The following is a 26,788-nucleotide window of genomic DNA, read 5'->3' as shown; positions in this document are numbered from 1 at the left end:
ATGGGCAGACCTGGGTCGTTTCCCGACCGGAATAATAATTGGTTTCAGCAGGGCGGCCGGCACATCTGGCTGCCCTACACCCAGATGAAGACGGCGCTGCCGCCCCTGCCTGTGGTGGCGACGGAGGGGGTGCGCCTGACCCTGGCCGATGGCCGGCGGCTGGTGGATGGGGTGGCCAGCTGGTGGACAGCCTGCCACGGCTACAACCACCCCCACATCCGCGAGAAGGTGGCCGAGCAGATGGCGCGCATGCCGCACGTCATGTTCGGCGGCCTGGCGCATGAGCCGGCCTATACCTTGGCCAGCCGCCTGGCGGCCATGCTGCCGGGCGACCTCAACCGCGTGTTCTTCTGCGACAGCGGCTCCGTCTCCGTCGAGATCGCCATGAAGATGGCGACGCAGTATTGGCTGAACCGGGGGGTGCCCGGCCGCACCAAGCTGGCGGCCTTCCGCGGCGGCTATCACGGCGACACCATCGCCACGATGGCGGTGTGCGACCCGGAAGAGGGGATGCACAGTCTGTTCGCCGGATTGCTGCCCGAACATCTCATCCTGGACCTGCCGGTGGATGAGGAGTCGACGGCGCGGTTCGAGCGTGATCTGGCCGCCCATGCCCACACCCTGTCCGCCATTCTGGTGGAGCCCCTGGTGCAGGGAGCGGGCGGCATGCTGTTCCACGACTCCCAGGTGCTGCGCACCCTGCGCGCGGCTGCCGACCGCCATGGCCTGCTGCTGATCTTCGATGAGATCTTCACCGGTTTCGGCCGCACCGGCGCCCTGTTCGCGTGCGAGGCCGCCGGCGTGGTGCCCGACATCATCACCCTGTCCAAGGCCTTGACCGGCGGCACCATGGCCCTGGCCGCCACCGTGGCCAGCGACCGAATCTTCCAGGCCTTCTGGTCGGACAACGCCCAGGCGGCCCTGATGCACGGCCCCACCTATATGGCCAACCCGCTCGCCTGCGCCGCCGCCAACGCCTCCCTCGACCTGTTCGAGAGCGAGCCCAGGCTGGCCCAGGTGGCCGCCCTCTCCCGGGGCCTGGCGGCGGGCCTGGAGCCCTGCCGCGACCTGCCCGGCGTGACCGACGTGCGCGCCCTAGGCGCCATCGGCGTGGTGGAGCTGGAGCGTATTGCCGACATGAACAGGCTGAAGCGGCGCCTGATCGACAGGGGGGTCTGGGTGCGGCCCTTCGGCCGCATCGTCTACCTCACCCCGTCCTACACCATGGACACCGACGACCTGGCTTTCCTCACCCGGGCCGTGGTCGATGCCGTGACCGAGCATCAGCGAGCCACCGCATGACCCTGCGCAAGCGTTCCGTCCTGATCGCCGGCCACCCCACCAGCGTGACGCTGGAGGAGCCGTTCTGGGAAACGCTGAAGGACATGGCCGTGGCCCGCGGCCTGTCGATCAACGCCCTGGTGGAAGAGGTCGACGGCAACCGCGACGGCAACCTGTCCAGCGCCCTTCGCGTCGCGGCGCTGCTGTGGGTGAAGGGGAAGGTCCCGGCCTGATCAACCGGCCGGCACCCCAGCGGGCACCCCAATGGGCACCAGCGTCACCAGCTTCACATCCGTATGCCCCGCCAGGGCGAAGGTCAGCTGCTCATAGCGCAGGGGGCCGTCGGCCGGGTGTTGGAAGGCGCGCTCGCCACCAGCGCGGGCGGTGACCGCGTGGGCGTGCCAGAGGTTGGCGAACAGGGGGCTGCACTGGCTGACGTCCGCCACCAGGGCCCGCATGGCGGGATCGTTCAGGTGATGGCTATAGTCCACGCGGAACTCCGCCACCACCCGCCGCGCCCGTTCCGCCCAGTCGGGGATCAGGGCCTGGGCGGCGGGGTTCAGGAACAGATAGCGCAACTGGTTACGGTCACCGGCGTGATCCAGCCAGCCGGTGAACAGTCGTGCCGCGGCGGCGTTCCATGCCAGGGCGTTCCAGGTTCGGTCCAGCAGATAGGCCGGGTATGGGACGCCCCGGACCAGGGCGTCCAGCGCCGCCGGCACGGGCGCGTCATCCCCGGCGGCCGCCTCGTCCGGGTCGCGCTTGCCTGCCAGGTCGAACAGATAGGCGCGCTCCGCCGCTGACAGGCGCAGGGCCACCGCCAGGCGTGCCAGGGCGCCGGGGGAGATGGAGACGTCGCGGCCCTGCTCGATCCAGGTGTACCAGGTGACGCTGACGCCGCTCAGCTGCGCCAGTTCCTCCCGCCGCAGGCCGGGCGTGCGGCGGCGAGGCCCGGGCGCCAGGCCCAGGGCCGCCGGTGACAGCCGTTCCCGCTGCGCCCGCACGAACTCCCCCAGCTCGCGCCGTTTCGAGGTATCCAGGATGTCCATGGGCGCGGGCCTTTAAGGAGGTAGCAGTTGATACCAGTATAAACCTGGATCTGGTACCAGTTTAAGGCTCTGTCACCTTGGCGCTCCACCCCGCCGAACCGGGGCAATCTTGACCAAGAAACGGAGTAGGGAATGACCATCCAGCACGCGCCTCAAACGCCCGGTCAAACATCCGCGGGCCGCGACCAGGAATCGCTGGTGGCTGGCCAATTCGGGCCACAGGCCGCCGCCTATGTTGCCAGCGCCGTCCACGCCCAGGGGGAGGATTTGCGGCAGTTGGCCAGCCTAGTGGCGGGCAAGGGCTATAAGACGGTCCTGGACTTGGGCTGTGGCGGCGGGCATGTCGCCTTCACCGTGGCGCCGTACGTGGGCCAGGTGGTTGCCTGCGACCTGTCGCCCGACATGCTGGACGCCGTGGCGGCGGAGGCTGGTCGGCGGGGCCTGGCCAATATCGAGACGCGGGTGGGCCGCGCCGATGCCGTGCCGGCCGGTGACGCCGACTTTTGCGCGGTGATCAGCCGCTATAGCGCCCACCACTGGCCGGATCTGGCGGCCGGCCTGCGGGAGGCGCGGCGGGTGGTGAAGCCGCGCGGCATCGCCGTCTTCATGGACGTGGTGACGCCGGGTCAGCCGCTGCTGGACACCTTCCTGCAAAGCATCGAGCTGCTGCGCGACCCATCGCATGTGCGCAATTATTCGGTGGCGGAATGGCGGGCCCTGGCGGCGGCGGGTTTCCGGGTCACGGGCGTCACGGAGCGGCGCCTGCGCCTGGAGTTCGCCAGTTGGATCGCGCGCATGACCCCGCCGGACAGCCATGTGGCGGCCATCCGGTCCCTGCAGGGGCGGATGGCGGACGCCGTCACCGGGCATTTCGCCATCGAAGCCGACGGCACCTTCACCCTGGATACGGCGACGTTCGAGGCCGTCCCGGTTTGATTATTGGAAAGTCCTCAGTCGCCGGGCGCCCGCATCCGCGGGCTTGGCTTCCTCGCTTTCCAGTTCGCCTTCGGCTTCCCGGAAAGCTCCGGCGGATGCGGTCGCATCCCATGGCGGCGTGAGGCGAAAGCTCATGCCGCCGCTAGCTTTTGAAAAACGCGGCGGCGGCGTTCAGTGAGGCCTGCTTGGCCTTGATGGCGTCGTCCACCCGCGCGATCTCCGCCTCCAGGCTGTTGCGGTATTCGCGCAGTTCCCCCACCGACAGGCGGGCGATGTCCAGGAAGCTGCTGGGGCGGCTCGGCGGCGGGGCGATGTCGTCGGTGTCCATGGGGCGGCTGCCTTTCCTGTGGAGGGTCGGCCCTCCGGCGTGTCGGTTGTCACTGTGCCGCCGGGGCCCTACATGGTGCAAGACCCCAAGCGGCGAGGGGACCATCCCCCGCCTGACGTAGTCGCGGAGATCCTGCAACCATGCGTGCCATCGCCATCACCCAACCCGGCGGTCCCGAGGTTCTGAAGCCCATCGAGCGGCCGACGCCGCAACCCGGTCCGGGCCAGATCCTGATCCGGGTGGCAGCCGCCGGCGTCAACCGGCCGGATTGCCTGCAGCGCGCCGGCAGCTACCCACCGCCGCCCGGCGCCTCCGATCTGCCGGGGCTGGAGGTGGCGGGCACCGTCGCCGCGCTGGGCGAGGGGGTGACGGGTTGGACGGTGGGTGATGCCCTCTGCGCCTTGGTCAACGGTGGCGGCTATGCCGACCATGCCGTGGCGCCAGCCGGCCAGTGTCTGCCCGTGCCGGAAGGCTTCAGCATGGTGGAGGCGGCCGCCCTGCCGGAGACCTTCTTCACCGTCTGGACCAATGTCTTCGACCGTGGCCGGTTGGCGGCGGGGGAAAGCTTCCTGGTCCATGGCGGCACCAGCGGCATCGGCACCACGGCCATCCAGCTGGCCAAGGCCTTTGGCGCCCGCGTCTTCGCCACCGCCGGTGGGCCGGACAAGGCCAAGGCCTGTGAGGACATCGGCGCCGATCGCGGCATCGACTACAAGGCGGAGGATTTCGTCGCCGTGGTGAAGGAGGCGACCGGCGGCCGGGGTGTGGACGTTATTCTGGACATGGTGGGCGGCGACTATGTGCCGCGCAACATCGACGCCCTGGCCGACCAGGGCCGCCACGTGACCATCGCCTTCCTGCGCGGGCCCAAGGTGACGCTGAACATGGCGCCGGTGATGACCAAGCGCCTGGTCCTGACCGGGTCGACGCTGCGCCCGCGTTCGGCGGAGGAGAAGGCCGCCATCGCCGCCAGCTTGGCGGAAAAGGTGTGGCCGCTGCTGGCGCGGGGAGAGGTCCGCCCGGTCATCTTCAAGACCTTCCCCCTGGAAGAGGCGGCGGCGGCGCACGCGCTGATGGAAAGCAGCAGCCATGTGGGGAAGATTGTTCTGACTGTTTAAGTCTGGAAAAACTCTACGGCAAGGGGAGGCGCGCCCATAAAAAGGCGTGGCCTCGCCCGTCGCGGGCCTCTATATAGCTCATGTACGCGTCACAGTTTCCCGTCCGGCTGCGTGGGGCCTTCAGCCCGCGCGACGGGCGGATATTGCTTTTCGCGACCTTATTCACGGGTTTTGATGCGTGTTGGCGGAACGTTCCGCCACGGGTTAGGAGGAAGCATGGCACTGCCCTTGATGCCGAAGGCGACCGCGGTCTGGTTGGTTGAGAACACCGCGCTGTCCTTTGAGCAGATCGCCGAATTCTGCGGCATGCACTCGCTGGAAGTGCAGGCCATCGCCGATGGCGAGGTGGCGATCGGCATGGTCGGGCGCGATCCGGTGGGCAACGGCGAGTTGACCAAGGATGAGATCGAGCGCTGCGAAAAGAACCCGGACCTGAAGCTGCAGATTCGCATCCACGACCTGCCGCAGCCGATCGCGCGCGCCAAGGGCCCGCGCTACACCCCGGTGACCAAGCGCGGCGACAAGCCCGATGGCATCGCCTGGCTGCTGAAGAATCATCCGGAACTGTCGGACGCCGCCATTTCCCGCCTGATCGGCACCACGAAGCCGACCATCGCCGCGGTGCGCGACAAGACCCACTGGAACACCAGCAACATCAAGCCGCGCAGCCCCGTGCTGCTGGGCCTGTGCAGCCAGCGTGAGCTGGAGGCCGCCCTGTCCCGTGCCCGCCGTGGCCTGCCCGAGCCGGAGCTGGAGACCACCACCCTGCTGGAAACCGCCGAGGATCGCGCCCTGGCTGAACAGCAGGCGGCCCTGGAGGATGAGGAACACGAGGAGATCGAGGACTGATCCTCCGATCTCTCGCGGATATAGAAGAAGGGCGGCCCCAAGCGAGGCCGCCCTTTTCCTTTCCGGAAATTCCACGCGCACCCCACCGGCATGAGGATGTCATGCCGGTGTTGAGGCAAACGGCGTCAAGCAGCGCTGGGCCAGTCCGTGTAGCCCTTGGCACCGCCGCCGTAGAACGCCTCCTGCGGGGCCTGCGCCAGGGGTGCGCCGGTCTTCAGGCGGTGCACCAGGTCGGGGTTGGCGATGAAGGGACGGCCGAAGGCCACCATGTCGGCACGGCCCTCGGCGATGGTGCGGGCCGCCAAGTCGCGGTCATAGCCGTTGTTGGCGATATAGCCGCCGCCGAACTTTTTCCGCAGGGCCTGGAAGTCGAAGTTCTGGGCACCATTGGGACCGCGCGTCTGCCCTTCCACGCAATGTAGATAGGCCAGGTTCAACTCACCCAGCCGCTCGGCCAGGAATCCGTAGGTGCCGTTGGGGTCGCTGTCCAGCGGGGTGTTGCCCGCCGCCTGGGTGATGGGCGACAGGCGCACGCCCACCCGGTCCGGTCCCCAGATCTCGGCTACGGCCTGGGCCACCTCCACCGTCAGGCGGGTGCGGTTCTCCACGCTGCCGCCATAGCGGTCGGTGCGGTGGTTGGTGCTGTCGCGGATGAACTGCTCCAGCAGGTAGTTGTTGGCGGAGTGCACCTCCACCCCGTCGAAGCCGGCGGCCTTGGCGTTGCGGGCGGCGTTGCGGTAGTCGTCGATGATGCCGGCGATCTCTGCCGTCTCCAGGGCACGGGGCGAGGAGGGCTGGGCGAAGCCGTTCTCGACATAGGTCTCACCGCCTGCCTGCAGGGCGCTGGGCGCCACCGGGGCGGCCCCGCCCTCTTGCAGGCTGGTGTGGGAGATGCGGCCCACGTGCCACAGCTGCAGCACGATGTGGCCGCCAGCCTGGTGCACGGCGTCCGTCACCGCCTTCCACGCCGTCACATGCTCCGGCGTGTAGATGCCGGGCGTATAGGCGTAGCCGCGCCCCTGGCGCGAGATGTTGGTGGCCTCGGTGATGATCAGGCCGGCGGTGGCGCGCTGGCGGTAGTAGTCCACGGCCAGGGGGGTGTGCACCCCGTCCATGCCGGCGCGGGCCCGCGTCAGGGGCGCCATGGCGATGCGGTTGGCGACGGGGATGGCGCCGATATGGGCGGGCGCGAAAAGATCGGGAGTGGTGGTCATGGTCGAACCCGTTCCTTCTGGGGATGGCTTGAGAGGCCATGGTTAACGGCACGCCCATGAACATAGGTCCACGACGGTGTCCCTTTAAGTCCGCCGTCGCGACATGACCCTTCACGATTGGGAGATAATGGCGCGTCCGTCCTGACGGCCGTTGTTTCATCCAAAAACAATTCCGGTGGACGGCGGCGCCGGGGCGGCGCTACATCCCAGCATCATGACCAACGCCCCCTCCCGCCTCATCGTCGGCATCAGCGGCGCCTCCGGCGTGCGATACGGCGTGCGCCTGCTGGAAACCCTGCGCTCCCTGCCCATCGAAACCCACCTGGTGATGAGCCGCTCGGCGGAGATGACGCTGGCGCATGAGACGGATATGAAGCCCGCCGAGGTGCGGGCCCTGGCGGATGTCAATCACGCCATCGCCGACGTGGGGGCATCCATCTCCAGCGGCAGCTTCCGCACCCTGGGCATGGTCATCGCGCCCTGTTCCATCCGCAGCATGAGCGAGATCGCCACCGGCGTGACCTCCAGCCTGCTGACCCGGGCGGCGGACGTGGTGCTGAAGGAACGGCGGCGCCTGGTGCTGATGGTGCGGGAAACGCCCCTGCACCTGGGCCATTTGCGCACCCTGACGGCGCTGGCCGAGATGGGGGCCATCATCGCCCCGCCGGTGCCGGCCATGTACATCCGGCCGGCCAGCGTGGACGAGCTGGTGGATCATACCGTCGGCCGCATCCTGGACCTGTTCGACATCGACAGCGGTCGACTGCGCCGCTGGGGCGAGGTGCCGCCCGAGGATGCAGAGATCGGGTGAGAGAGCTCCTGGAGCTAAAAAGAAAAGAGCGCCGCGGGGCCCGTGGCGCTCTTTTCTTTTTAGCCGTCCAGCTTGGCCGTCAGGCCCAGGAAAGCAGGCAGCGGGTGGGTCACCACGTAGGTGGGGATGGGACCCAGATAGTCGCGCATGCGGCCCTTTTCCACGAAACGCTTGCGGAAGCGGCTGTGGGTGAAGAAGGACAGGATGCGCGGCGCGATGCCGCCGGCGATGTAGACACCGCCGCGCGCGCCGATGGACAGGGCCAGGTTGCCGGCCACGGTACCAAGCATGCCGCAGAAGGTTTCCAGCGCCTCGATGCACGCCGGGTCGCCGGCATGGGTGGTAGCCGCCGCCGTGACCTGGGCGGCGGTCAGGCGCGCCGGCTCCTTGCCGTCGGCCAGGCACACGGCCTCATACAGGTTGACCAGGCCGGGGCCGGACAGCACGCGTTCCGCCGACACATGGTCGAACTGCTTGCGCAGCACCGCCAGGATGGCCGACTCCCGGTCATTCACCGGGGCCATGGTGACGTGGCCGCCTTCCGTCGCCAGCGCGGTCCAGCCGGGCTGGCCGTTGCTGCGCTTGCGTGGAATCAGGGATGAGACGCCCAGGCCGCTGCCCGGGCCCAGGACGGCGATGGGTGCGTCCGCCACGGGCGCGCCGTCCCCTACCTGCGCCCGGTCGTCGGGGCCCAGGGCGGGAATGGACAGGGCCACAGCGGTGAAGTCGTTGACGACCTCCAGTCGGTCCAGCGACAGCGAGCGGCGCACGCCGTCGATCGAGAATTCCCACGGCAGGTTGGTCATGCGGATGCGGTCGCCGGTTACGGGCCCCGCCAGGGCAATGGCGGCCTGCTTGGGCCGGGCGCCCGGCGCCTCCAGTGCCAGATAGGCCTCCGCTGCCGCTTCCAGCGAGGGGTAGTCGGCGCAGGGCAGGATGCGCACGCCCGAAATGCTGGCGGCGTGGGCATCGTGCGGCGCCGTTTCCGAGGATTCGGAGAGGGCAAACCTGGCGTTGGTGCCGCCGATGTCCGCCAAGAGCGAGAGGCCCTGCATGGGTGACGCCTTCCTTTTCCGTTTCCTTCCCGTTCCACCGACCGGCCGGCCTTATATCCGGCCGCCGGGATGCGTACCCCATTATACAGATAGGGGACGCGCCCGGGGGGAAACCCCGCCCGCGCGCGTTTTCCGCACCCGACTTAGAGCGTGGCGGAGACAGCGCTGTCAATATCATTGGTGTAAGAAAATTGGGGCATAGGGCGCTCTTGCGATGTAACGCAATTACATGATGTTCTCTTGAATCAATGTGTTGCGTCGCACAACGGTCGGAGTAAGCCGATTTTCACTGGCCCCAGGCAATCGACTGAATAATCAAGATTCTTCGCCCGTGGTGCATTTTCCGCTTGATCAACCGGCCCTCGATCGGCATATTGTGCAGTGCGACATGGCCGCGATTGTGGTTCTGTCGTAACGCACTTCTTGGGCGTTTCCTCCCTAAACTCAAGGCCGCGCCGATAGGCGCGGCCTTCTTTATTTCCGGGGTCCTGGGCCTTTTCCGCCGCTGTCTGCTGGGGGAGATCCGACCGACCCATCCTGTACCCCAAGTGACGCGGACTGTTTTGGCGCCCCGGCCGCCCACTGCGCGCGGTGAGCTGCGTGTGGGGCACCGGTAGCGTCACCACGGCTGGGGGAGATGAACCCCACGGTTCCATTGCGACCTTTCAGTTCCCCGCGACGACGGCGTTCGCCCACGGCGTCTGCCCTATGTCTTCAAGGCGGTCGTCGGCCTTCAGCGGCCCGGGGAAGAAAATTTTCGATTTGATGAAACAGAAGGGTTGCCAGCCGGTTCGGGCGATGCTACACAGCCGCCCACGCCGATGACCCCGGCAACGGGGCCCCGCAAAAATCGGCGGATTTCGAAGGATGGGCGCGTAGCTCAGCGGGAGAGCACTACCTTGACATGGTAGGGGTCACAGGTTCAATCCCTGTCGCGCCCACCATCCTTCCCCAGCAAGATCAGTACGTTAAAGCCGTGACGGGCAACCGGACGCGGCTTTTGTGTTTCTGGTCCGGACAGGACCGATGGTGTCAACGGGGCGATGCCCGAGGCGCGGCCCGCCCGCATCCCAGACGCTCAGGGACACGGGCGGGATAGCCCCATCAGCGGCTTTTGGACAGGAAGGCCTGGAAGGCGGCCTTGGCCTCGGGGCTGGTCAGTGCCTGGGCGAAGAGGGTGGCCTCACGCGCCATGGCCTCCAGCACCTGGGGCGTATCATGGCGCATCAGGGCCTTGGTGTTGGCCATGGCCGCGCGTGGCTTGGCCGCCAGCGCCGCCGCCTTGGCCGCCGCATGCTCATAAAGCGTTTCCGTGGGGATGACGGCGTTGATCAGACCCGCCGCCTCCGCCGCGTCGGCCGTCAGCGCCTCACCCGCCATCAGCATGGCGGCGGCGCGGGGGTGGCCCAGCAGCCGGGCGGCCAGCACGCTGGAACCCGCCTCCGGGACCAGGCCCAGGCTGACGAAGGGCATGGCGAAGTGCGCGGTGGGGGCGGCGTAGACCAGGTCGCAATGCATCAGCAGGGTGGTGCCGACGCCCACCGCGTGGCCTTCCACCGCCGCCACCACGGGCTTGGGGAATGTGGCCAGCGCGCGCAGGAAGCGCATCACCGGGGTGTCGGCTGACAGCGGCGGTCCGGCCAGGAAGTCCGCCAGGTCGTTGCCGGCGGTGAAGCTGCCGCCCGATCCCTGGATCAGCACCGCGCCCACGGCGTCATCCGTGGCGGCGCCGGTCAGGGCCTCGGCCAGGGCCGAATACATGGCACCGGTCAGGGCGTTGCGCTTCTCCGGCCGGTTCAGCACCAGGGTGCGGACCCCGTTCCCGTCCTCCACCAGGACCGCGGCTTGACTCATCTTCTCATCTCCCAAGGTGTCCCCGGCGGCGGCGCTGCGGCGTCCGGCCCGGCGGTTAGTGATTGCTTATCCCGGGATGCTGCCGCAGCCGGGCACGGCGGGCAAGGCTTGCATGATGACATTCACTTCGGGTGGCCCGCCGCAGAGGCGCCAAGCGCGCCGGAACCATCCGTTCGCGGCGGCGGTTGAAAGGGCGTTGGGTATGCCGCGTGCTTGTTCAAGGCTGTTAACCCAATCTTTAGATGTCCCAGCAAAAGATGACAGCGTGGTGAACGGGGCGCGTCGGTTTTGCTGCCCCCACCACCTCACTCTGGGCCAAGTCCGGCGCCGATGTGCGGCCAGGACGGTACTGAAAGGGGACGGGCGATGGGTTCATTCTCTTCTGAGTCGGTCGACCTGCTGCGGGCCTACACGGCCCAGGCCAACCGCTATCCCATGCTGTCGCCCGAGCGTGAGCTTGAGCTGGCCAACCGCTGGACCGCCAGCCAGGACCAGCGCGCCGCCGACGAGCTGGTGCACAGTCATATGCGGCTGGCCATCAAGATCGCCTCCCGTTATGCCCGGTCCGGCCTGCCCGTGGGTGACCTGGTGTCTGAGGCCAACATCGGCTTGGTGAAGGCGGTGCAGCGGTTCGACCCGTCGCGCGGTTTCCGCCTCGCCACCTACGCGCTGTGGTGGATCCGGGCGGAGGTGCAGTCCTACGTCCTGCACAATTGGTCCATGCTGAAGGGGGGCAACACCGCCGCCCTGAAGCGCTTGTTCTTCAACCTGCGCCAAGCCCAGCGCCGGCTGGGCGTCCACGACCGCATGATGACGGACGAGGAGGCGGAGCGCATCGCGGTGGAGATGGACGCCACGGTGGAGGAAGTGCGGGAGATGGAGCATCGCTTCGCCACCCCCGTCGCCTCCCTGAATGTCTCCATGGGCGAGGATAATGACCAAGAGGCCATGGACCTGCTGGCCGACGATACCGAATCGGTGGAAAGCCGCCTGGCCGAAGGCAGTGAGCTGCGCCAGCGTAAGGGCCTCATGCTGGATGCGTTGAAGGCGCTGGGCGACCGCGAGCGCCACATCTTCATTTCCCGCAACCTGGCGGACGAACCGGTGACGCTGGAGCGGCTGGCCCAGCATTACGGCGTCAGCAAGGAACGAATCCGCCAGATCGAGACCGGCGCCTACAGCAAGGTGGCGCGCAGCGTGCGCCGCGCGGCCGAGGGCGGCACCATCACCGCCCCCATCCTGCCCATGGCGGCCAAGCGCGCGAAGTCTGGCATGGGCCGCGTGCCCACCGCCAACGACATCATGGCCCAAGCCGCCCGCTCGGCGGCTTGAGGTTTGATCTGAGTCCCCTCAAGCGGCGGGCGCGGGCAAGCGCCCGCTTGCCTTGTCCTCGCTGCGCCCCTCGGTGCTCGCTCCGGCGGCCGCAGTCGCGGCCTAGTCAAAAAATGAAAATGGCGGCGGCGCTTCAGTCCCCCGCCGCCAGCCCCTCGCGGCGGGGATCTACGCCGCCTTCCAGGCCGGTGGCGGTGCGCTTGATGACGTGCAGGCCGCTGGGCATGGACTTAAGCTCCACCGTCTGGCCCAGTGCTTCCAGCCCAGCCTTCAGGGGCGGGGCCCAGGGGCCGCTTTCCAAGGCGGTGGTGCCGTTGCGGTTGACGATGCGCGGCAGGCTGACCGCCTCCTGCGCGTCCAGGCCCCAGTCCAGCGCCGCCACGATGGTTTCCGCGACATAGCCGATGATGGCCGGCCCGCCGGGCGAGCCAACCAGCAGCAGGGGCTTGCCCGCCCGGTCGAAGACGATGGTGGGCGCCATGGACGATCGCGGACGCTTGCCCGCCGCCACGGCGTTGGCCACGGGTAGGCCTGTGCCCGGGCTGGTGGGGATGAAGGAGAAGTCGGTCAGCTGGTTGTTCAGCACATAGCCGTCCACCGCCATGCCCGAGCCGAAGGCGAACTCCACCGACGTGGTGAAGGACACGGCCATGCCGCTGTCGTCCATCAGGGACATGTGCGAGGTCGATGGAATATCCGCCTGCCATCCGGGGCCGTACAGCGCACCCTGCTTCTGCGGTGGCACGCCGGCGGACACGGGGCCCTTGGCCGCGTGCGCCGGGTCGATCAGCTTGGCGCGCTCGGCCAGGTAGCCCTTGTCCAGCAGCCCCTTGGGCACGGTGACGAAGGCGGGATCGCCGACATAGAGGTCGCGGTCGGCGTAGGCCAGGCGGCTGGCCTCCACCATCAGGTGCCAGGCGGTGGGGGAGTCCTTGCCCAGGCCCTTCATGTCGAAATGTTCCAGCAGGCCCAGCATCTCCACGATGGCGATGCCGCCGGAACTGCTGGGGCCCATGCTGCACACCGTCCACTGGCGGTAGGGCGTGCACAGGGGATCGCGTTCCTCGACCTTGTAAGCCGCCAGATCCTGGGCGGTGACCAGGGCGGGAGACCCCCCGGGTGTGTTAGCGGGGAGGGCGCTGTCGGCCAGGTGCTTGGCCAGATCCTGGCCCAGGATGCCGTGGTAGTAGGCATCGGGGCCCTGCGCGGCCAACACCTCCAGCGTGTGGGCCATGGCCGGGTTGCGGAAAGTCTCCCCGGCCTGCAGCGGTGTCAGGCTGCCGTCGGGCCCGGCATGGAAGAACAGGGCCAGCATGTCGGGCCGGTCCTTCAGCTGCGGCGTCAGCCCCTTCAGCAACAGGGCCAGGCGCGGGCTGACGACGAAGCCGTCGCGGGCCAGCTGGATGGCCGGCTGGAACAGGGTGGCCCAGGGCAGCTTGCCATAGCGCTTGTGCGCCTCCGCCAGCAGGGCGGGGATGCCGGGGGTGCCCACGGCGCGGCCGCCGTCGAAGGCGCGCATCAGCGGCATGGGCCGGCCGTCGGGGCCGACGAAGCGATCGGCGGCGGACCCTGCGGGCGCCGTTTCCCGTCCATCCAGGGACACCAGCTTCTTGGTCTTGGGATCCCAGATCAGCATATAGCCGCCACCGCCCAGTCCGGAGGATTGCGGCTCGACCAGGCCCAGCACCAGTTGCACGGCGATGGCCGCGTCCACGGCGCTGCCGCCCTGTCGCAGCATGGCGTGCCCGGCCTCCGCCGCCAGCGGGTTCGCCGCCACCACCATGTCCGACTTGGTGCGCACCACCGGTCGTGGCGTGAAGGGCGAGGCCAGTTCCGGGTCGCCACCCTGGGCATGGGCCGGGCCGACCGCCGCCAGCGGTGCCAGGACCAGTGCGCCGGCCAGAAGGGCGGCGCTGATTGGGCGGCGGGTGAAGGCGGGGGCGAGCTGCCGGGGCTTTTTATGCATGCCGCAACAATGGCATGCCGCCGCCGGCCAGGAAACAGGGGAGAGGCAGCCAAGGGGGGGAGACACGCCGTCGCGCCCTGCTACCGCTACCATGGGGGCAAAACAAAACGCGCCGTCCGGCTGGACGGCGCGCTCCGTGTCTCCGGCCCGCGAATTAAGCTCCCCAACGCCGACACCCGGCTGATCCCGAAAGGGATATTGCCAGGTGCCAGCGGGTCGAGGACGAATCCATCTGTCAGGAAACAGGAAATCCGGCGCCGGGGTTTCCCGGCGCCGTCAATCCCGTTCTACCAGATCGGATGGATTAGAGGACTTCCACGCGATTGGCCTTCGGACCCTTCTGACCCATGCTGGTCGTCAGGCGCACCCGCTGCTCCGGCGTCAGGGCGCGGACGCCCGAACGCTCCAGCGCGGTGATGTGGACGAACACGTCCTTCCCGCCGCCATCGGGGGTCACGAAACCGAAGCCCTTGTCGGCGCTGTAGAACTTCACAGTGCCTTCAACGGTCTCGGTCGGGCCGCTGGCTTCCCAGCCGCCGGCGCGGCGCGGGGCGCCACCACCGAAGCTGTCGCGGCGACCGCCGCCCATGCCACCGCCCATGCCGCCGCCGCCGCCGGGGGTGGCAGTGGACTCATCCACGCTGTGGATGGCGGCAACCTGCGGGCCCTTCTGGCCCTGGGACAGGTCGCAATTGATGGTGGTGCCGTCCGCCAGGCTGTCATGGCCGAAGGCCTGCACGACGGAAGCGTGCAAGAAGGCGTCCGGCGACCCGTCGGACAGGGTCACGAAACCAAAACCTTTCGTGGGGTTGTACCACTTGACGGTGGCGTTGACGCCCCGGCGGGTGATCTGCGGGCTCTGCGGAGAACGGCGCTCATACATGTGATTTGAACTCGAATGTAGTCGATAAAGTGCTTGGCCGGGGGCACCGGTCGCAAGGAAAGGCCCTAACACGCGCCCCTCCCAAGCCGGATCTGGCTGCGCAGGATTCTCTCCTGTGTGGGAGCTTATACCGAAAAAAACGGGACTGCACCAGCCATGCGATGCCAGATGCCCAAGTCATTTCGGAGGTAGCTGCGCCCCGCTGGGCGCACTTGCGCCATCAACCTGAACAGGCCGCAATAACGGGTAGCAATTCTGGCGCCCGGGCCCCAGATATGGGGGCTCTTCTTTGATCAGCCGGTGATCTTAATTTTCCACTGCTGAAGCTTGCGATAAATGGTCGACGGGCTGATTTCCAACAGCGCCGCGGCCCGGGGCACATCGTCGCCCGTCAGCGCAAGCGCACGTTGAATCGCCTGCTTTTCCAGCTGCCACAGGGGCACGACCTCGGTTGAGGAGGCCAGCGGGTCCGCGGCGGCCTCTCCGGCCGGCGGCCTCTCCGGGGATGGTGCGGCGGCGGACTCAGGCGGGTTCCGGCGCGCTGTGGCGTCCGCCGTGGCGCTGCGCAGCGGTTCCGGCAACATGGCGCGGGTGACGGCGGCCCCGTCGTTCAGGACGACCACGTTGCGCAGGATGTTCTGCAGCTGCCGGACGTTGCCGGGGAAGTCATAGGCCATCAGCGCCGATTCGGCATCGCTGTCCAGGCGCTGGAAGGCCTTGCCCTCCTCCTTCGCCATGTCCGCAAGGAAGTGGCGGGCGATCAGGCAGACGTCGCCCTCCCGCTCGCGCAAGGGCGGCAGGTGGATGGGAACCACGTGCAGGCGGTAGTACAAATCCTCGCGGAACCGGCCGGCCGCCACCTCGGCCAGCGGATCGCGGTTGGTGGCGGAAATGAAGCGGACGTCCACCTTCTCCATCTGCGTGCCGCCCACCGGCTGGAAGGTGCCGGTCTGGACGAAGCGCAGGATCTTGGCCTGCAGCTCCATCGGCATCTCGCACACCTCGTCCAGGAACAGGGTGCCGCCGTCGGCCTGGCGCGCGGCGCCCGCGCGGTCGCCGACCGCCCCCGTGAAGGCGCCTTTCACATGGCCGAAGATCTCGCTTTCCAGAAGATCCTTGGGGATGGCGGCGCAGTTGATGGCAATGAAGGGATGGTCGCGGCGGGGGCTGCAGCGGTGGATGGCGTCGGCCGCCAACTCCTTGCCCGTGCCGCTCTCGCCCGTGAGGAAGACGCTGGCCCGGCTGGGCGCCACGCTTTCGATCAGGCGGTAGACAGTCTGCATGGGGGTGGAGGCGCCGACGAAGGAATGAAAGCTGCCCCGGTCCAGCTCTCGTCGGTAATGGGCGACGATGCGGGTCAGGCGCCGCCGCTCCAGCGCGTTGCGCACGGTGACGATCAGGCGGGCCGCGGTGAAGGGCTTCACCAGGAAATCGAAGGCGCCGTCGCGCATGGCCTCCACCGCCACGCTGATGGAGCCGTGGGCCGTCACCACGATGACCGGCAGGTCGGGGTGGCTCTCCCGCGCGGTGCGCAGCACCTCCAGCCCATCGATGTCCGGCAGCTTCAGGTCCAGCACCAGGGCGCCCGGCTGCCGCAGGCGCAGGCTTTCCAGCGCCTGGGCCCCCGTTTCCTGGTGCTCCACCTCGTACCCCTCGCTATGCAGGTATTCGGTGTAGACCCGCGCCAGGGGGGCGGTGTCCTCGACGAGCAGCACCCGGTTGAGATCCGACTCGGTCATGGGCCTATCTGGTGTGGCGGGTGGCATGCGGGGACCGGGGACAAGTGTGCAACGTAAAGCGCTGGTGCCGTAGCGTATTCACGGCGCGCACGGCGTACAGGAGCATAGGGGGAGGCAAATTTCCGCCTGTCCAGGTGTTAACGGGCCGCGCGCGCGTTTCAGCATGGCCATTTCAACCGTCACGCAATGGCTGTACAATATGTTTCCGCATTAATGTTCCACGGGGCTGGTTCCACGCATGTCTGCCCAGCAGGGCTCGAAGGGTGCGGCGCTGCCACCGGCGACCTTGCCGCAAGCGACCCTGAAGGATCGCTTCGTCGCCTGGTGGGAAGGCTACGACTTGGCTGCGGTGCTCAGCCGCCGTCCGCGTGCCGATGAGGAGCAGGGGGACGGCGGCGCCCAGGGCGGTTCCGCCAAGCAGTCGCCCCAGTCCTCCACCGACCGGCGCACGCTGAACCGCTCCGGCAAACCCCTGTGGACGGCCACCCGCGTGCAGGTGGCGGAAAAGATTTGGGGCGACGGCTACGCCACCCCCGGCGGCAACGAACACATCCCCACCCTGGTCAAGCCCCTAGGCCTGAACCCGGCCATGAGCGTGCTGGATCTGGCCGCTGGCCTGGGCGGGTCCACCCGCAGCATGGCCTCGCAGTTCGGCGCCTGGGTGACGGGGTTGGAATCCAATCCCGTGCTGGCGGAGGCCGGCATGTTCCGCTCGCACAAGGCCGGCATGGCCCGCCAGGCGCCCATCCAGCCCTTCGACCCGGAAACCTTCTCCTGGCCCAAGCGCGTGGACGCCGTGTTCGCCAAAGAGGGCTTCTACACCGTCCGCAACAAGGACGGCCTGCTGGATGCGGTGGAGGCGGCGCTGAAGCCGCGCGGCCATTTCCTGTTCACCGACTACGTCCTGGACAAGGCCAAGGCCAGCGGTCCCGTCTTTAAGGGCTGGCTGGACCATGAACCCGTTGAGCCTCATCCCTGGACGGTGGACCAGTACGCCCAGGGCCTGCAGCAGCGCAACCTGGACATCCGCATCACCGAGGATTTGTCCGACCTGCACCGTAGCCTCATCCTGACCGCCATCCAGGGGCTGGTGACCCACCTGGAACAGCACAGCATGGATCACGAGACCAAGATCGCGGTGGTGGAGGAGGTGGAGCTGTGGGCCCGCCGCGTGGCGGTGCTGGATGCCGGCATCCGCCTCTATCGTTTTTACGTGTTGAAGCCGGCGGATATCAGCTGATCGATTTTACGATATGACTCAGGTTGACAGCGGGGCCGGCCCTTACTATTTTCCCGGCCTCGAACCGTGATCCAATCCAAGTGCCCGAGTCCAAATCATGAAGATCGTGAACTCCCTGAAGTCGATGAAGACCCGCCACAAGGCTTGCCGCGTTATCCGCCGCAAGGGTCGCGTGTACGTCATCAACAAGCAGAACCCGCGCTTCAAGGCCCGCCAGGGCTAATAAAGCGTTTCTGCCCTGTGGCCGGTTCGCCGGCCATCAGAACCAAAAACCGCGCCTGAATGAAGGCGCGGTTTTTGTTTTGCGGTTTTACGATTTCTTGCGGCTTGAGCGCGATTCGGCCGTGATCGCCGCCCAGCCAGGAAAAAGCCCCGCCAGCACAGGGCTGGCGGGGCGCTTCCTTTGAGACTCGGCCCCGCGGCTTCCGGGGAAGCCACGGGGATTCCGGCCGCTTACCAGACCTTGCAGGCCTTGGCGCCGCGGTTCATGGGAGCGTCGGCCTTGCAGTTGAAGGCCTTGGCGAACTCCGGATTGTTGGAGACGACGCCGTTCACCCGGTACTCCGACAGGGAATGGACGTCGGTGATCGCCTGGTCGCGCTTGGCGTCGTCGCGCTGGTTGCTGCACCACACCTGGGCGTAGCCCAGGAAGAACTTCTGCTCGGTGGTGAAGCGGCCGTCCTTCTTGGCGGCCTTGCCCTTCAGGGTGGCCATCAGGGCCTTCAGGGCGATGGCGTGGCCGCCATTGTCGGCCAGGTTCTCGCCCAGCGTGGCCTTGCCGTTCAGGTGCACATCGTCGATGGCGACGAATCCGTCGTACTCATCCACCACGCACTGGGCGCGGGCCTCGAACTTCTTGGCGTCGTCGGCCGTCCACCAATCCTTCAGGTTGCCGTCCTTGTCGTACTGGCGGCCCTGGTCGTCGAAGCCGTGGGTCATCTCATGGCCGATGACCGCGCCGATGGCGCCGTAGTTGATGGCGTCGTCGGCACCCGCGAAATAGAAGGGCGGCTGCAGGATGCCGGCCGGGAAGTTGATGTCGTTCTCGGTCGGGTCGTAATAGGCGTTCACGGTCGGTGGGCTCATCAGCCATTCCGACCGGTCGTGCGGCTTGCCGATCTTGGCCAGCTGGCGCTTGGTCTCGAACACGGTGGCGCGTTCCACGTTGCCCACCAGGTCGTCCTTCTTGGTCACGACCGAAGAATAGTCGCGCCACTTGTCGGGGTAGCCGATCTTATCGACGATGGCGTCCAGCTTTTCGTGCGCGCGCTTCTTGGTTTCGGCGCTCATCCAGTCCAGCTGGTCGATGTCGACCGAATACGCCGCCTTCAGGTTCTTCACCATGGTCAGCATCTTGGCTTTCTGGCCCGCGCCGAACGCGGTCTTCACATAATACTTGCCCAGATCCTCGCCCAGCGCGTTGTCCGTCTCCATGACGCAGCGCTTCCAACGCGGCAGGTTCTGTTCCACGCCGCGCAGCTTCTTGGAATAGAAGCTGAAGCGCTCCTCCACGAAGGCCTTGGACAGGCGGCTGGAGTAGGCGTGGGCCACGTGCCAGGACAGGTAGGTCTTCACATCGTCGACCGAGGCGCCGGCCAGGACCGACTCCATGCCTTTCTCCAGGAAGCCGGGCTCGGCGACGTTCAGCGTCTTGAACGCCGGCGCGCCGGTCGCTTTGAAATAGGCGTCCCAGTTGAAGCTGGGCGCCAGCTTGGCCAGCGTCGCCACCGGTTCCTTATGATTGGTCTGCTGCGGATCGTTGAGTTCCGCCAGGGTGAGCGACACCTTGGCCAGATCGGTCTCCATGCGCATCACCACCTGGGCCTTGGCATCGGCCGCCGCCGGGGCGTCGCCCAGCAGCTGGAAGACGCGTGACACGTGCTGCACATAGGCCTGGCGGATGCCGTCGAACTTGGCGCCTTCAAGGAAGTAGTAGTCGCGGTTGGACATGCCCAAGCCGCCCTGCTGCACGGTGGCGATGTCCTGGCGTGCGTCCTGGAAATCCGCCTGCGAGCCGAAGCCGAAGAACACGTCGACACCCACATCGTGCAGGGCCGCCACCAGGGCCGGCAGCTGCTCCTTGCCCGACAACGCCTTGACCTGGTCCAGCAGCGGCTGGATGGGGGCGGCGCCCTTGGCGTCCGCGCCGGTCTCGTCCATGCAGGCGGCGTAGAAGTCGCCCACGCGCTGATTGTCGGCGTTGGGATGCGCCACGATGTCTTCCAGCGCCGTCTTCAGGATCTGCTGGTTGCGCTCATGCAGGGAGTTGAAGCTGCCCCAGCGCGACTGGTCGCTGGGAATGGGGTTGGCCTTGATCCACGGACCGCAGGCGTACTGATAGAAGTTCTGGCAGGGGTCGACCGAGTCATCGACCTGGGGCAGGGCCGCCTCGGTGGCCGACGCCTTCTTGGGTGCATCGGAGGCCCGCGCCGCGAGAGGCAGCGCCACCAGGGCGGTGGCCAAGGCGATGGGCGCCGCCCGGTTCAGAATCCCCGCGATAGGCTTGCTCATGTGGGGTGCTCCACCTTCGTTGTGTTTTTTGAAATGAAAGGGGCGCCGGTGGATGGCACCGGCGCCCCTGTCAGACGCCCGTCACCAGACGCGGCAGGCTTTCTCGCCGGCCACCATCTTGTCGGTGGGCTTGCAGTTGAACGCCTCCGCGAACTCCTTCATGTTCGAGAGGGTGCCGTTCACGCGGTACTCACCCAGGGAATGCGGGTCGGTCTGGGCCTGCAGGCGCCGGTATTCCGGCCGCGCCTCGCCGCACCAGACCTGGGCGAAGCCGTAGAAGAAGCGCTGGGCCGCCGTCAGGCCGCCGATCTTCTCATCCTTCTTCGTCCCCAGCCGTTCCATCAGGGCGCGGTAGGCGACACGGATGCCGCCGTTGTCGGCGGTGTTCTCACCCAGCTTCAGCTTGCCGTTCTCCTTCACGTCGCCGTCGGCGACGTAGCCGCCGTACTGGTCGACGAGGCACTGCGCGCGGGTCTTGAACTGGGCCGCGTCGTCGGCCGTCCACCAATCCTTCAGGTTGCCGTCGCCGTCGAACTTGCGGCCCTGGTCGTCGAAGCCGTGGCTGATCTCATGGCCGATGACCACGCCGATGGCGCCGTAGTTCACGGCATCGTCGGCCGCGCTGTCGAAGAAGGGCGGCTGCAGGATGCCGGCCGGGAAGTTGATGTCGTTGTGGGTGGAGGAATAGTAGGCGTTGACGGTGGGCGGGGTCATGCCCCATTCCCCCTTGTCCACCGGCTTGCCGATCTTGGCCATGTCGTAGTGGAACTCGAACGACTCGGCCCGCAGGGCGTTGCCCAGGGCGTCGCCGCGGCTGACCGCCAGGGCACTGTAGTCCCGCCACTTGTCGGGGTAGCCGATCTTGGCGGTGAAGGCGTCCAGCTTGGCGTGCGCCTTGGCCTGGGTCTCCTTGCTCATCCAGGTCAGGGTGGGGAAGGTCTCATCCAGCGACTTGCGGATGTCCGCCACCATCTGCAGCATGCGGGCCTTCTTCTCCGGCCCGAAGGCGCGGGCGACGAAGTACTTGCCCAGATCCTCGCCCAGGGCGGTGTCGGTGGCGCTGACGCAGCGCTTCCACCGGGGCTTCATCTCCTTGGCGCCGCGCATGGTGCGCTCATAGAAGTTGAAGTTCTCCTGCACGAAGGCGTCGGGCAGCCAATTGGCATAGGCGCTGAGGGTGCGCCAGGTCAGATAGGTCTTGATGTCGGCCAGGCTCAGGCTGTGGATCAGCTCGTTTTCCCGCTTCATGTAGTCGGGGTTGCTGACGTTCAGCGTGGCCGGCGGCTTCACGCCCGCGCCGTGGATATAGGCCGTCCAGTCGATGGCCGGGTCCAGCGTCCGCAACTCGGCGACGGTCTTGAGATGATAGCGGTTCTCCGGCTCGCGCATGGCGACGCGGTCCAGCGAGGCGTCGGCCAGGCGCGTTTCGATGCCCATGACCGTCTGCGCCTTGGCGGCCGCGTCGGGCAGGCCCGCCAGCTCCATCATCTTCTGGATGTGGGTGACATAAGCGGCCCGCTGCTGCTTGGACTTGTCGTCGTCGCGGAAATAATAGGGCTTGTCCGGCAGGCCCAGGCCGCCCTGGTAGACACCGGCGATGACCTGGGTCGCGTCCTTGTAGTCCTGCTGCTGGCCCACGCGGTGGAAGGCGTTGACGCCGGCGATGTGCAGGTCGACCAGCAGGCTGGTCAGGCCCCTCTTGCTCTTCAGGCCATTGATTCGGCCCAGCAGCGGCTGCAGCGGCGCCAGGCCCCGCGCCTCGATGCCCTTCTCGTCCATGCAGGCGGCGTAGAAATCGCCCACGCGCTGGCTCTCGGGCGTCGGATGGGCCGCCAGCTTCTCCAGCTCGTCGTGCAGCAGGGCCAGGTTGTCGTCGGCCAGCTTGTTGAAGGTGCCCCAGCGCGGCTGGTCCGCCGGGATGGGGTTGCGCTTGTTCCACACGCTGCAGGCGTGCAGGAAGAAGTTCTCGCAGGGGTTGACGTCGTTATCGACCACCGGCAAGCCAGGGGCGGTCGGCATGCCGGCGCCCTGCGGGGCCGATGCCGGGAGGGCGGCTGGGGGCGTCGGCACCTTTGTGTCGGTGGATTGGCAACCGGCCAGGCCGGCGGCGGCGATCAGGGCGGCCAGTGCGGCCGATGTGGAAAGGCTGCGTACCCCGGACATGTGATCCATCACCTGTTGTTGTCGTTGGGCCCTGCGGGGTCCCCTTGCCGGCCGGTGCCGCTGCCCACGGCAACCGGGCCAGGGACCCCAAAGGGGTCAAAATCAAGGCCGCCCGAAAATTTGATGCCAGGCGAAATGATTTGATGGCGGGGACAGTACCATAGGCGTCGCGCCGTCAGGAAAGCGCCTTATGTAACCGCTCTGTAACCAGGGCCGCTTCCGGCGGCAGCAGACGCGCCAGATTGTCGCGCAAAGCTTGAGAGCAGGACGGGGCGGGCGCCGGCCAGCCGTCGGCGAGCTGTTCCAAGGTCGCCATGTACAGCCGCTCGGCCTCCAGTTCCGCCGCCTTGACCGCCTGGCGCAGGGCCTCGTTCTCGGGTGCGCCGGCCGCCAGTGTCTTCAAGGCACGGCGGGCCTGGCGCAGCGGCGCGATGATGGGCGCGCGCCAGCGGGCGGCGACTGTCGCGGCGGCGGCCAGATCCGCCTCGGTCAGGGTGTGGCCACGCGCCGCCGCCCAGGAGCCCCACAGCAACAGCGGCACGTCGGCGCCGTGCGCGTCCTGCGCCGCCAGGCACGCCTCGGCAACGCCGGGCCGGGCATAGGCGGCCAGGGCGTAGGGCCAGAGTGCGGACGCCCGGTCGTCAGGCAAGGGGCTCGCCCACGTAAATGCCCAGGCCGCGCGCCGTGCGTACCAGAGTGCCGTCCACCTCCACCGCCGCATAAGCCTTGATGGCGTCGGCGATGGGCACGTCGATGACCTTGCGGTTGGACCAGGCCACCATGCGGTCGTATTTGCCGTTGGCGATCAGGTCGACGGCGTGCACGCCGAAGGCCGACGCGATCAGCCGGTCGCGGGGGTTGGGTGACCCGCCGCGCTGCACGTGGCCCAGCACGGTGACCCGGGTTTCCGCCCCTGTCGCCTCGGCGATCAGATGGCCGATGTAGCTGCCGATGCCGCCATAGCGCTTCTGCCCATCGGTGAATTCCTGCCGGGCCTTGCCGCCGCCCGGCAGGGTGGCTGCCTCCGACACCACCACCAGGGCGAAGTTGCGGCCCTGGGCGCGAATCTGGCGGATGCGGTTGGCCACGCCGTCCACTGTCCAGGGGATCTCCGGCAGCAGGATGACGTCGGCACCGCCGGCGATGCCGGCCGCCAGCGCGATGTGGCCGGCGTCCCGTCCCATGACCTCCAGCACCATGACGCGGGCGTGGCTGGCGGCCGTGGGCTGTAGGCGGTCCAGCGCCTCCGTCGCCACGGCCACGGCGGTGTCGTAGCCGACGGAGACCTCGGTCAGGCCCAGGTCGTTGTCGATGGTCTTGGGGATGCCCACCAGGTTCAGGCCGCCCTCCTGCGCCAGGCGACGCAGGATGGCCAGGCTTCCGTCGCCGCCGATGCCGATCAGCGCGTCCAGGCCGAGTTCCTTGCAGCCGCTGATGATTTCCTGCGACCGGTCCTTCTTCGTCCCGTCGGGCATGGGGTAGGCGAAGGGATCGCCCTTGTTGGTCGTGCCCAGCACGGTGCCGCCCTGGCGCAGGATGTTCCCGTCCACATGCGTCGGCAGCAGCACGCGGTGGCGCACCGGCCGGTCCAGCAGCCCGTGTGTGCCCTCCTCGATGCCCAGCACCTGCCAGCTGTAGGTGGTGACGGCGCGGTGGACCACGGCGCGGATGACGGCGTTCAGGCCGGCGCAATCACCGCCGCTGGTCAGGATGCCGATGCGCTTGCCGCTGCTCATGCCCGTGCCCATCCCTTGACGAAATGATGATCGAGACGTGAGTTTGAGGAAAACCGGACCTGCCCGCAATCGCCGAGAGGCATGCCGAAAGGCAGCACCCCTATCGCCGGATTTCTGGTATAGATCGCCCGGTGATCGAGATCAGCGAACGCTAAAAGGCACGGATGACTGAACAACACACCCTGAAGGAGAAGCTGGCGACGCTTCGGGTGGAGCATCGTGACCTCGACGACATCATCACCCGCCTGACGGGCCAGTTCCCGGTGGATCAGTTGCAGATTCAGCGGCTGAAGAAGCGCAAGCTGCTGCTCAAGGACTTGATCGCGCGCCTGGAGAGCGAACTGCTGCCCGACATCATCGCTTGATGTCATTTCCCATCCTGGACAGGCCCCGTCCGGGCGTGGCCGGCATGCGGTGCGGGCACTTGCAAGGGCGCTTCCCCCTCCTATAATCCGGCGCTTCCTTTTAGCCCGGGGGGAGCAACACCGGTGAGCCAGAAGCCTGAAAGCGCGCCGCTGGTCGGCATCATCATGGGTAGCCAGTCCGATTGGGCGACCATGCGCCACGGCGCCGCCGTGCTTGAGGAATTGGGCGTCCCGTTCGAGACGCGCATCGTCTCCGCCCACCGCACCCCCCACCGCCTGGTCGACTACGCGACCACCGCCCGCGACCGCGGCCTGAAGGTTATTGTCGCCGGCGCCGGTGGTGCCGCGCACCTGCCGGGCATGGCGGCCGCCATGACCCCGCTGCCCGTGTTCGGCGTGCCGGTGGAAAGCCACGCGCTGAAGGGCATGGACAGCCTGCTGTCCATCGCGCAGATGCCGGGCGGCATCCCTGTGGGCACCCTGGCCATCGGCAAGGCCGGCGCCATCAACGCCGCCCTGCTGGCCGCCGCCGTCCTGGCGCTGAACGACAAGCGCCTGGCCGACGCCCTGGACGCCTGGCGCGCCGCCCAGACCGATCGCGTGGCCCTGGAACCCCGGGACGAGGAATGACCCTTTCCCCCCTTACCGTCGTCCCGCCGGGTTCGACCATCGGCATGCTGGGCAATGGCCAGCTGGGCCGCATGACGGCGCTGGCCGCTGCCAACCTGGGTTACCGCACCCATGCCTACGGGCCGGACCGGGACAGCCCCTGCGCCCAGGTGGTGTCGGTTGAGACCCTGGCGGCCTTCGATGACTGGGCGGCGCTGGAGGCCTTCGCCAAGGCCGTCGACGTCGTGACGCTGGAGTGGGAGAACATCCCCACGGCCACCATCGATTTCCTGGCCGCCCGGGTGCCGACCTTCCCGGGCGCCCACGTTCTGGCCGTGGCCCAGGACCGCCTGGAAGAGAAGACCTTCGCCAACAATCTCGGCATCGGCACCGCGCCATTCCGCGCGGTGACCGGCGTCGACTCCCTGCGCGCCGCCGTGGCCGACCTGGGCACGCCGTCCATCCTCAAGTCCGCCCGCATGGGGTACGACGGCAAGGGCCAGGTGCGCCTGGGGCCCGACAGCGACCTGGCTGCCGCCTGGCAGTCGCTGCGCACCGACAGCGCCGTGCTGGAGGGGTTCGTCACCTTCGCCTGCGAGGTGTCGGTCATCGTCGCCCGCCGCGCCGATGGCGTCATGGCTGCCTTCCCGGTGGTGGAGAACCGCCACGCCAAGGGCATCCTGGATGAGACGCTGGTGCCGGCGGCCGTGACTCCGGCCGTCGCAGGCGAAGCCGCGCGCATCGCCCGGACGCTGACGGAGGCGCTGGGCGTCGTCGGCCTGTTGGCGGTGGAGATGTTCGTGACGCCGGACGGTCGGGTGTTGGTGAACGAGGTGGCGCCCCGGCCGCATAACTCCGGTCACTGGACCATGGATTTCTGCGCCACCAGCCAGTTCGAGCAATTGGTGCGCGCCGTCTGTGGATTGCCCCTGGGCGCCACCGACATCATGGCGCCCTGCATGATGAAGAACCTGATCGGCGACGACGCCGACCAGTGGCATGACCTGCTGGCTGAACCCGGCGCCCGCTTGCACCTCTACGGCAAGGCGGAGGCGCGGCCAGGCCGCAAGATGGGGCACGTGAACCGCCCGCGGTGACGCGGGCGGTCGGTTACCTTGGTTGTGGCTACCGAAGTGCCGCTTCGACGACCGCGTCGATGAAACAATCGTCCATTCCCTCCTTTGCGAACCAGCGACGGAAGAAGAAAGGCCCGACCAGCAGGGCGACGACATCGTTGGTGACGCGGTCCCTGGGGACCTCTCCTTTGGCCTTGGCGCGTTCTATGATGGCTTCAAAGGGTGCCATGAAGGTTTTGTGCAGCGCTGCCTGCATGGTGCTCAGCTCGGCATCGCGTTCCGCCGCGTCAATGATCGAGGGATAGACCGAAGCCCAGTTCGCCGTCCGCAGCTGATGGGCGAGATGGGAGAGCAGGGCCCGGGCATCACCCCGCAGGCTGCCGGTGTCGGGCGCGACAGGCGTGCCCCCCAGCCGGGAACAGGCATCGATCAGCAAGGCCGACCGCGAGGGCCAGTGGCGATAGATTGTCGTCTTGGAAATCCCCGAGATGCGAGAGACTTCGTCGACGCTCACCCCGGCGATCCCGCTTTGCACCAGCTGCCGGTAGGTCTCGGCCAGCACCTTCGCTTTCGAGCGCTCGACCCGCTTATCCACGGTCTGTGTTGGGACCGACATGGGGCTGCCTTCCTTTCTTGACACGAAACAGTACGGCACCGTACCGTTCTATAAGAA

24 protein-coding genes, 1 tRNA gene and 1 pseudogene are annotated in these 26,788 nt (G+C 67.7%); 13 read left to right on the top strand and 13 right to left on the bottom strand.

Annotated elements, in window-relative coordinates:
- Complete coding sequence (locus P5F91_RS16305; protein ID WP_145611528.1) at positions 1-1,302, top strand: adenosylmethionine--8-amino-7-oxononanoate transaminase; 1,302 nt, start codon at positions 1-3, stop codon at positions 1,300-1,302.
- A complete protein-coding gene (locus P5F91_RS16300) occupies positions 1,299-1,514 on the top strand; it encodes a ribbon-helix-helix domain-containing protein (protein WP_145611530.1) in 216 nt (71 codons plus the stop codon). The genes P5F91_RS16305 and P5F91_RS16300 overlap by 4 nt, the downstream gene beginning before the upstream one ends.
- Here the strand turns inward: P5F91_RS16300 and P5F91_RS16295 are convergent, their stop codons facing one another.
- Complete coding sequence (locus tag P5F91_RS16295) at positions 1,515-2,330, bottom strand: helix-turn-helix transcriptional regulator (protein WP_277907616.1); 816 nt, start codon at positions 2,328-2,330, stop codon at positions 1,515-1,517.
- 198 nt (positions 2,331-2,528) lie between these two features.
- On the opposite strand from P5F91_RS16295, the gene P5F91_RS16290 reads away from it, so the two are divergent.
- Positions 2,529-3,266: a class I SAM-dependent methyltransferase gene (locus P5F91_RS16290; RefSeq protein ID WP_338424077.1), complete on the top strand. Its 738-nt coding sequence runs from the start codon at positions 2,529-2,531 to the stop codon at positions 3,264-3,266.
- Positions 3,267-3,408: 142 nt separating this feature from the next.
- Here P5F91_RS16290 and P5F91_RS16285 read toward each other — a convergent pair whose 3' ends face one another.
- Positions 3,409-3,594, bottom strand: a complete 186-nt coding sequence (locus tag P5F91_RS16285) for a DUF1192 domain-containing protein (protein ID WP_040847295.1) — start codon at positions 3,592-3,594, stop codon at positions 3,409-3,411.
- Positions 3,595-3,734: 140 nt separating this feature from the next.
- Here P5F91_RS16285 and P5F91_RS16280 point away from each other — a divergent pair, with 140 nt between their 5' ends.
- Positions 3,735-4,712, top strand: a complete 978-nt coding sequence (locus P5F91_RS16280) for an NAD(P)H-quinone oxidoreductase (RefSeq protein ID WP_145611535.1) — start codon at positions 3,735-3,737, stop codon at positions 4,710-4,712.
- Between the two features lie 216 nt (positions 4,713-4,928).
- Positions 4,929-5,561, top strand: a complete 633-nt coding sequence (locus tag P5F91_RS16275) for a DUF1013 domain-containing protein (protein ID WP_145611537.1) — start codon at positions 4,929-4,931, stop codon at positions 5,559-5,561.
- Between the two features lie 125 nt (positions 5,562-5,686).
- On the opposite strand, the gene P5F91_RS16270 is transcribed toward P5F91_RS16275, so the two are convergent.
- A complete protein-coding gene (locus P5F91_RS16270; protein ID WP_277907614.1) occupies positions 5,687-6,775 on the bottom strand; it encodes an alkene reductase in 1,089 nt (362 codons plus the stop codon).
- 214 nt (positions 6,776-6,989) lie between these two features.
- Here P5F91_RS16270 and P5F91_RS16265 point away from each other — a divergent pair, with 214 nt between their 5' ends.
- On the top strand, positions 6,990-7,586 hold the full coding sequence (locus P5F91_RS16265) for a UbiX family flavin prenyltransferase (RefSeq protein WP_277907613.1): 597 nt from the start codon (positions 6,990-6,992) through the stop codon (positions 7,584-7,586).
- A 59-nt stretch (positions 7,587-7,645) separates the two neighbouring features.
- On the opposite strand, the pseudogene P5F91_RS16260 reads toward P5F91_RS16265, so the two are convergent.
- Positions 7,646-8,644, bottom strand: a pseudogene (locus tag P5F91_RS16260) (glucokinase); the annotation flags it as partial.
- Between the two features lie 866 nt (positions 8,645-9,510).
- Between P5F91_RS16260 and P5F91_RS16255 the strand changes: the two are divergent.
- Positions 9,511-9,585 (top strand) — tRNA-Val (locus P5F91_RS16255).
- Positions 9,586-9,745: 160 nt separating this feature from the next.
- Here the strand turns inward: P5F91_RS16255 and P5F91_RS16250 are convergent.
- Positions 9,746-10,495, bottom strand: coding sequence for an enoyl-CoA hydratase-related protein (locus tag P5F91_RS16250; protein WP_145611543.1), 750 nt, complete (start codon positions 10,493-10,495; stop codon positions 9,746-9,748).
- 366 nt (positions 10,496-10,861) lie between these two features.
- On the opposite strand from P5F91_RS16250, the gene P5F91_RS16245 reads away from it, so the two are divergent.
- The gene (locus P5F91_RS16245) at positions 10,862-11,827 is read left to right on the top strand and encodes an RNA polymerase factor sigma-32 (protein WP_145611545.1); all 966 of its coding nucleotides are present in this window, start codon (positions 10,862-10,864) and stop codon (positions 11,825-11,827) included.
- A gap of 133 nt (positions 11,828-11,960) precedes the next feature.
- Here the strand turns inward: P5F91_RS16245 and ggt are convergent, their stop codons facing one another.
- The 3 genes from ggt to P5F91_RS16230 form a co-directional block, all read right to left on the bottom strand.
- A complete protein-coding gene (ggt, locus tag P5F91_RS16240) occupies positions 11,961-13,793 on the bottom strand; it encodes a gamma-glutamyltransferase (RefSeq protein WP_277907612.1) in 1,833 nt (610 codons plus the stop codon).
- Between the two features lie 304 nt (positions 13,794-14,097).
- Positions 14,098-14,676, bottom strand: coding sequence for a cold-shock protein (locus P5F91_RS16235; RefSeq protein ID WP_277907611.1), 579 nt, complete (start codon positions 14,674-14,676; stop codon positions 14,098-14,100).
- Positions 14,677-14,969: 293 nt separating this feature from the next.
- The gene (locus tag P5F91_RS16230) at positions 14,970-16,415 is read right to left on the bottom strand and encodes a sigma-54-dependent transcriptional regulator (protein WP_145611548.1); all 1,446 of its coding nucleotides are present in this window, start codon (positions 16,413-16,415) and stop codon (positions 14,970-14,972) included.
- A gap of 238 nt (positions 16,416-16,653) precedes the next feature.
- Here P5F91_RS16230 and P5F91_RS16225 point away from each other — a divergent pair, with 238 nt between their 5' ends.
- Positions 16,654-17,655 carry a methyltransferase domain-containing protein gene (locus P5F91_RS16225; protein WP_145611550.1) on the top strand — a complete coding sequence of 334 codons (1,002 nt, stop codon included), beginning with the start codon at positions 16,654-16,656 and terminating at the stop codon, positions 17,653-17,655.
- A gap of 97 nt (positions 17,656-17,752) precedes the next feature.
- The gene (gene ykgO, locus P5F91_RS16220) at positions 17,753-17,878 is read left to right on the top strand and encodes a type B 50S ribosomal protein L36 (protein WP_012973122.1); all 126 of its coding nucleotides are present in this window, start codon (positions 17,753-17,755) and stop codon (positions 17,876-17,878) included.
- Positions 17,879-18,108: 230 nt separating this feature from the next.
- Here the strand turns inward: ykgO and P5F91_RS16215 are convergent, their stop codons facing one another.
- From P5F91_RS16215 to P5F91_RS16200, 4 genes are all read right to left on the bottom strand, one after another.
- Positions 18,109-20,166, bottom strand: coding sequence for a M13 family metallopeptidase (locus tag P5F91_RS16215; RefSeq protein WP_277907610.1), 2,058 nt, complete (start codon positions 20,164-20,166; stop codon positions 18,109-18,111).
- A gap of 81 nt (positions 20,167-20,247) precedes the next feature.
- Positions 20,248-22,329: a M13 family metallopeptidase gene (locus tag P5F91_RS16210; RefSeq protein WP_277907609.1), complete on the bottom strand. Its 2,082-nt coding sequence runs from the start codon at positions 22,327-22,329 to the stop codon at positions 20,248-20,250.
- A gap of 175 nt (positions 22,330-22,504) precedes the next feature.
- Positions 22,505-22,978 carry a TIGR02444 family protein gene (locus P5F91_RS16205; RefSeq protein WP_211106971.1) on the bottom strand — a complete coding sequence of 158 codons (474 nt, stop codon included), beginning with the start codon at positions 22,976-22,978 and terminating at the stop codon, positions 22,505-22,507.
- The gene (locus P5F91_RS16200; RefSeq protein WP_145611554.1) at positions 22,971-24,065 is read right to left on the bottom strand and encodes an ATP-dependent 6-phosphofructokinase; all 1,095 of its coding nucleotides are present in this window, start codon (positions 24,063-24,065) and stop codon (positions 22,971-22,973) included. Before P5F91_RS16200 ends, P5F91_RS16205 begins: the two co-directional genes overlap by 8 nt.
- Positions 24,066-24,229: 164 nt before the next feature.
- Between P5F91_RS16200 and P5F91_RS16195 the strand changes: the two genes are divergently transcribed.
- From P5F91_RS16195 to P5F91_RS16185, 3 genes are all read left to right on the top strand, one after another.
- On the top strand, positions 24,230-24,430 hold the full coding sequence (locus P5F91_RS16195; protein WP_040848320.1) for a YdcH family protein: 201 nt from the start codon (positions 24,230-24,232) through the stop codon (positions 24,428-24,430).
- Positions 24,431-24,595: 165 nt separating this feature from the next.
- Positions 24,596-25,060: a 5-(carboxyamino)imidazole ribonucleotide mutase gene (gene purE / locus P5F91_RS16190; protein ID WP_040848330.1), complete on the top strand. Its 465-nt coding sequence runs from the start codon at positions 24,596-24,598 to the stop codon at positions 25,058-25,060.
- Positions 25,057-26,136 (top strand): 5-(carboxyamino)imidazole ribonucleotide synthase, encoded by a 1,080-nt coding sequence (locus P5F91_RS16185; RefSeq protein ID WP_277907608.1) that lies wholly within the window; start codon positions 25,057-25,059, stop codon positions 26,134-26,136. Before purE ends, P5F91_RS16185 begins: the two co-directional genes overlap by 4 nt.
- 28 nt (positions 26,137-26,164) lie before the next feature.
- On the opposite strand, the gene P5F91_RS16180 is transcribed toward P5F91_RS16185, so the two are convergent.
- Positions 26,165-26,731, bottom strand: a complete 567-nt coding sequence (locus tag P5F91_RS16180; protein ID WP_277907607.1) for a TetR/AcrR family transcriptional regulator — start codon at positions 26,729-26,731, stop codon at positions 26,165-26,167.
- Positions 26,732-26,788: the final 57 nt, after the last annotated feature.

The organism is Nitrospirillum amazonense, assembly GCF_029594735.1.
Classification (GTDB): domain Bacteria; phylum Pseudomonadota; class Alphaproteobacteria; order Azospirillales; family Azospirillaceae; genus Nitrospirillum; species Nitrospirillum amazonense.
Note: the sequence above shows the minus strand (reverse complement) of the source record. Positions and strands in the feature narration are given on the sequence as shown.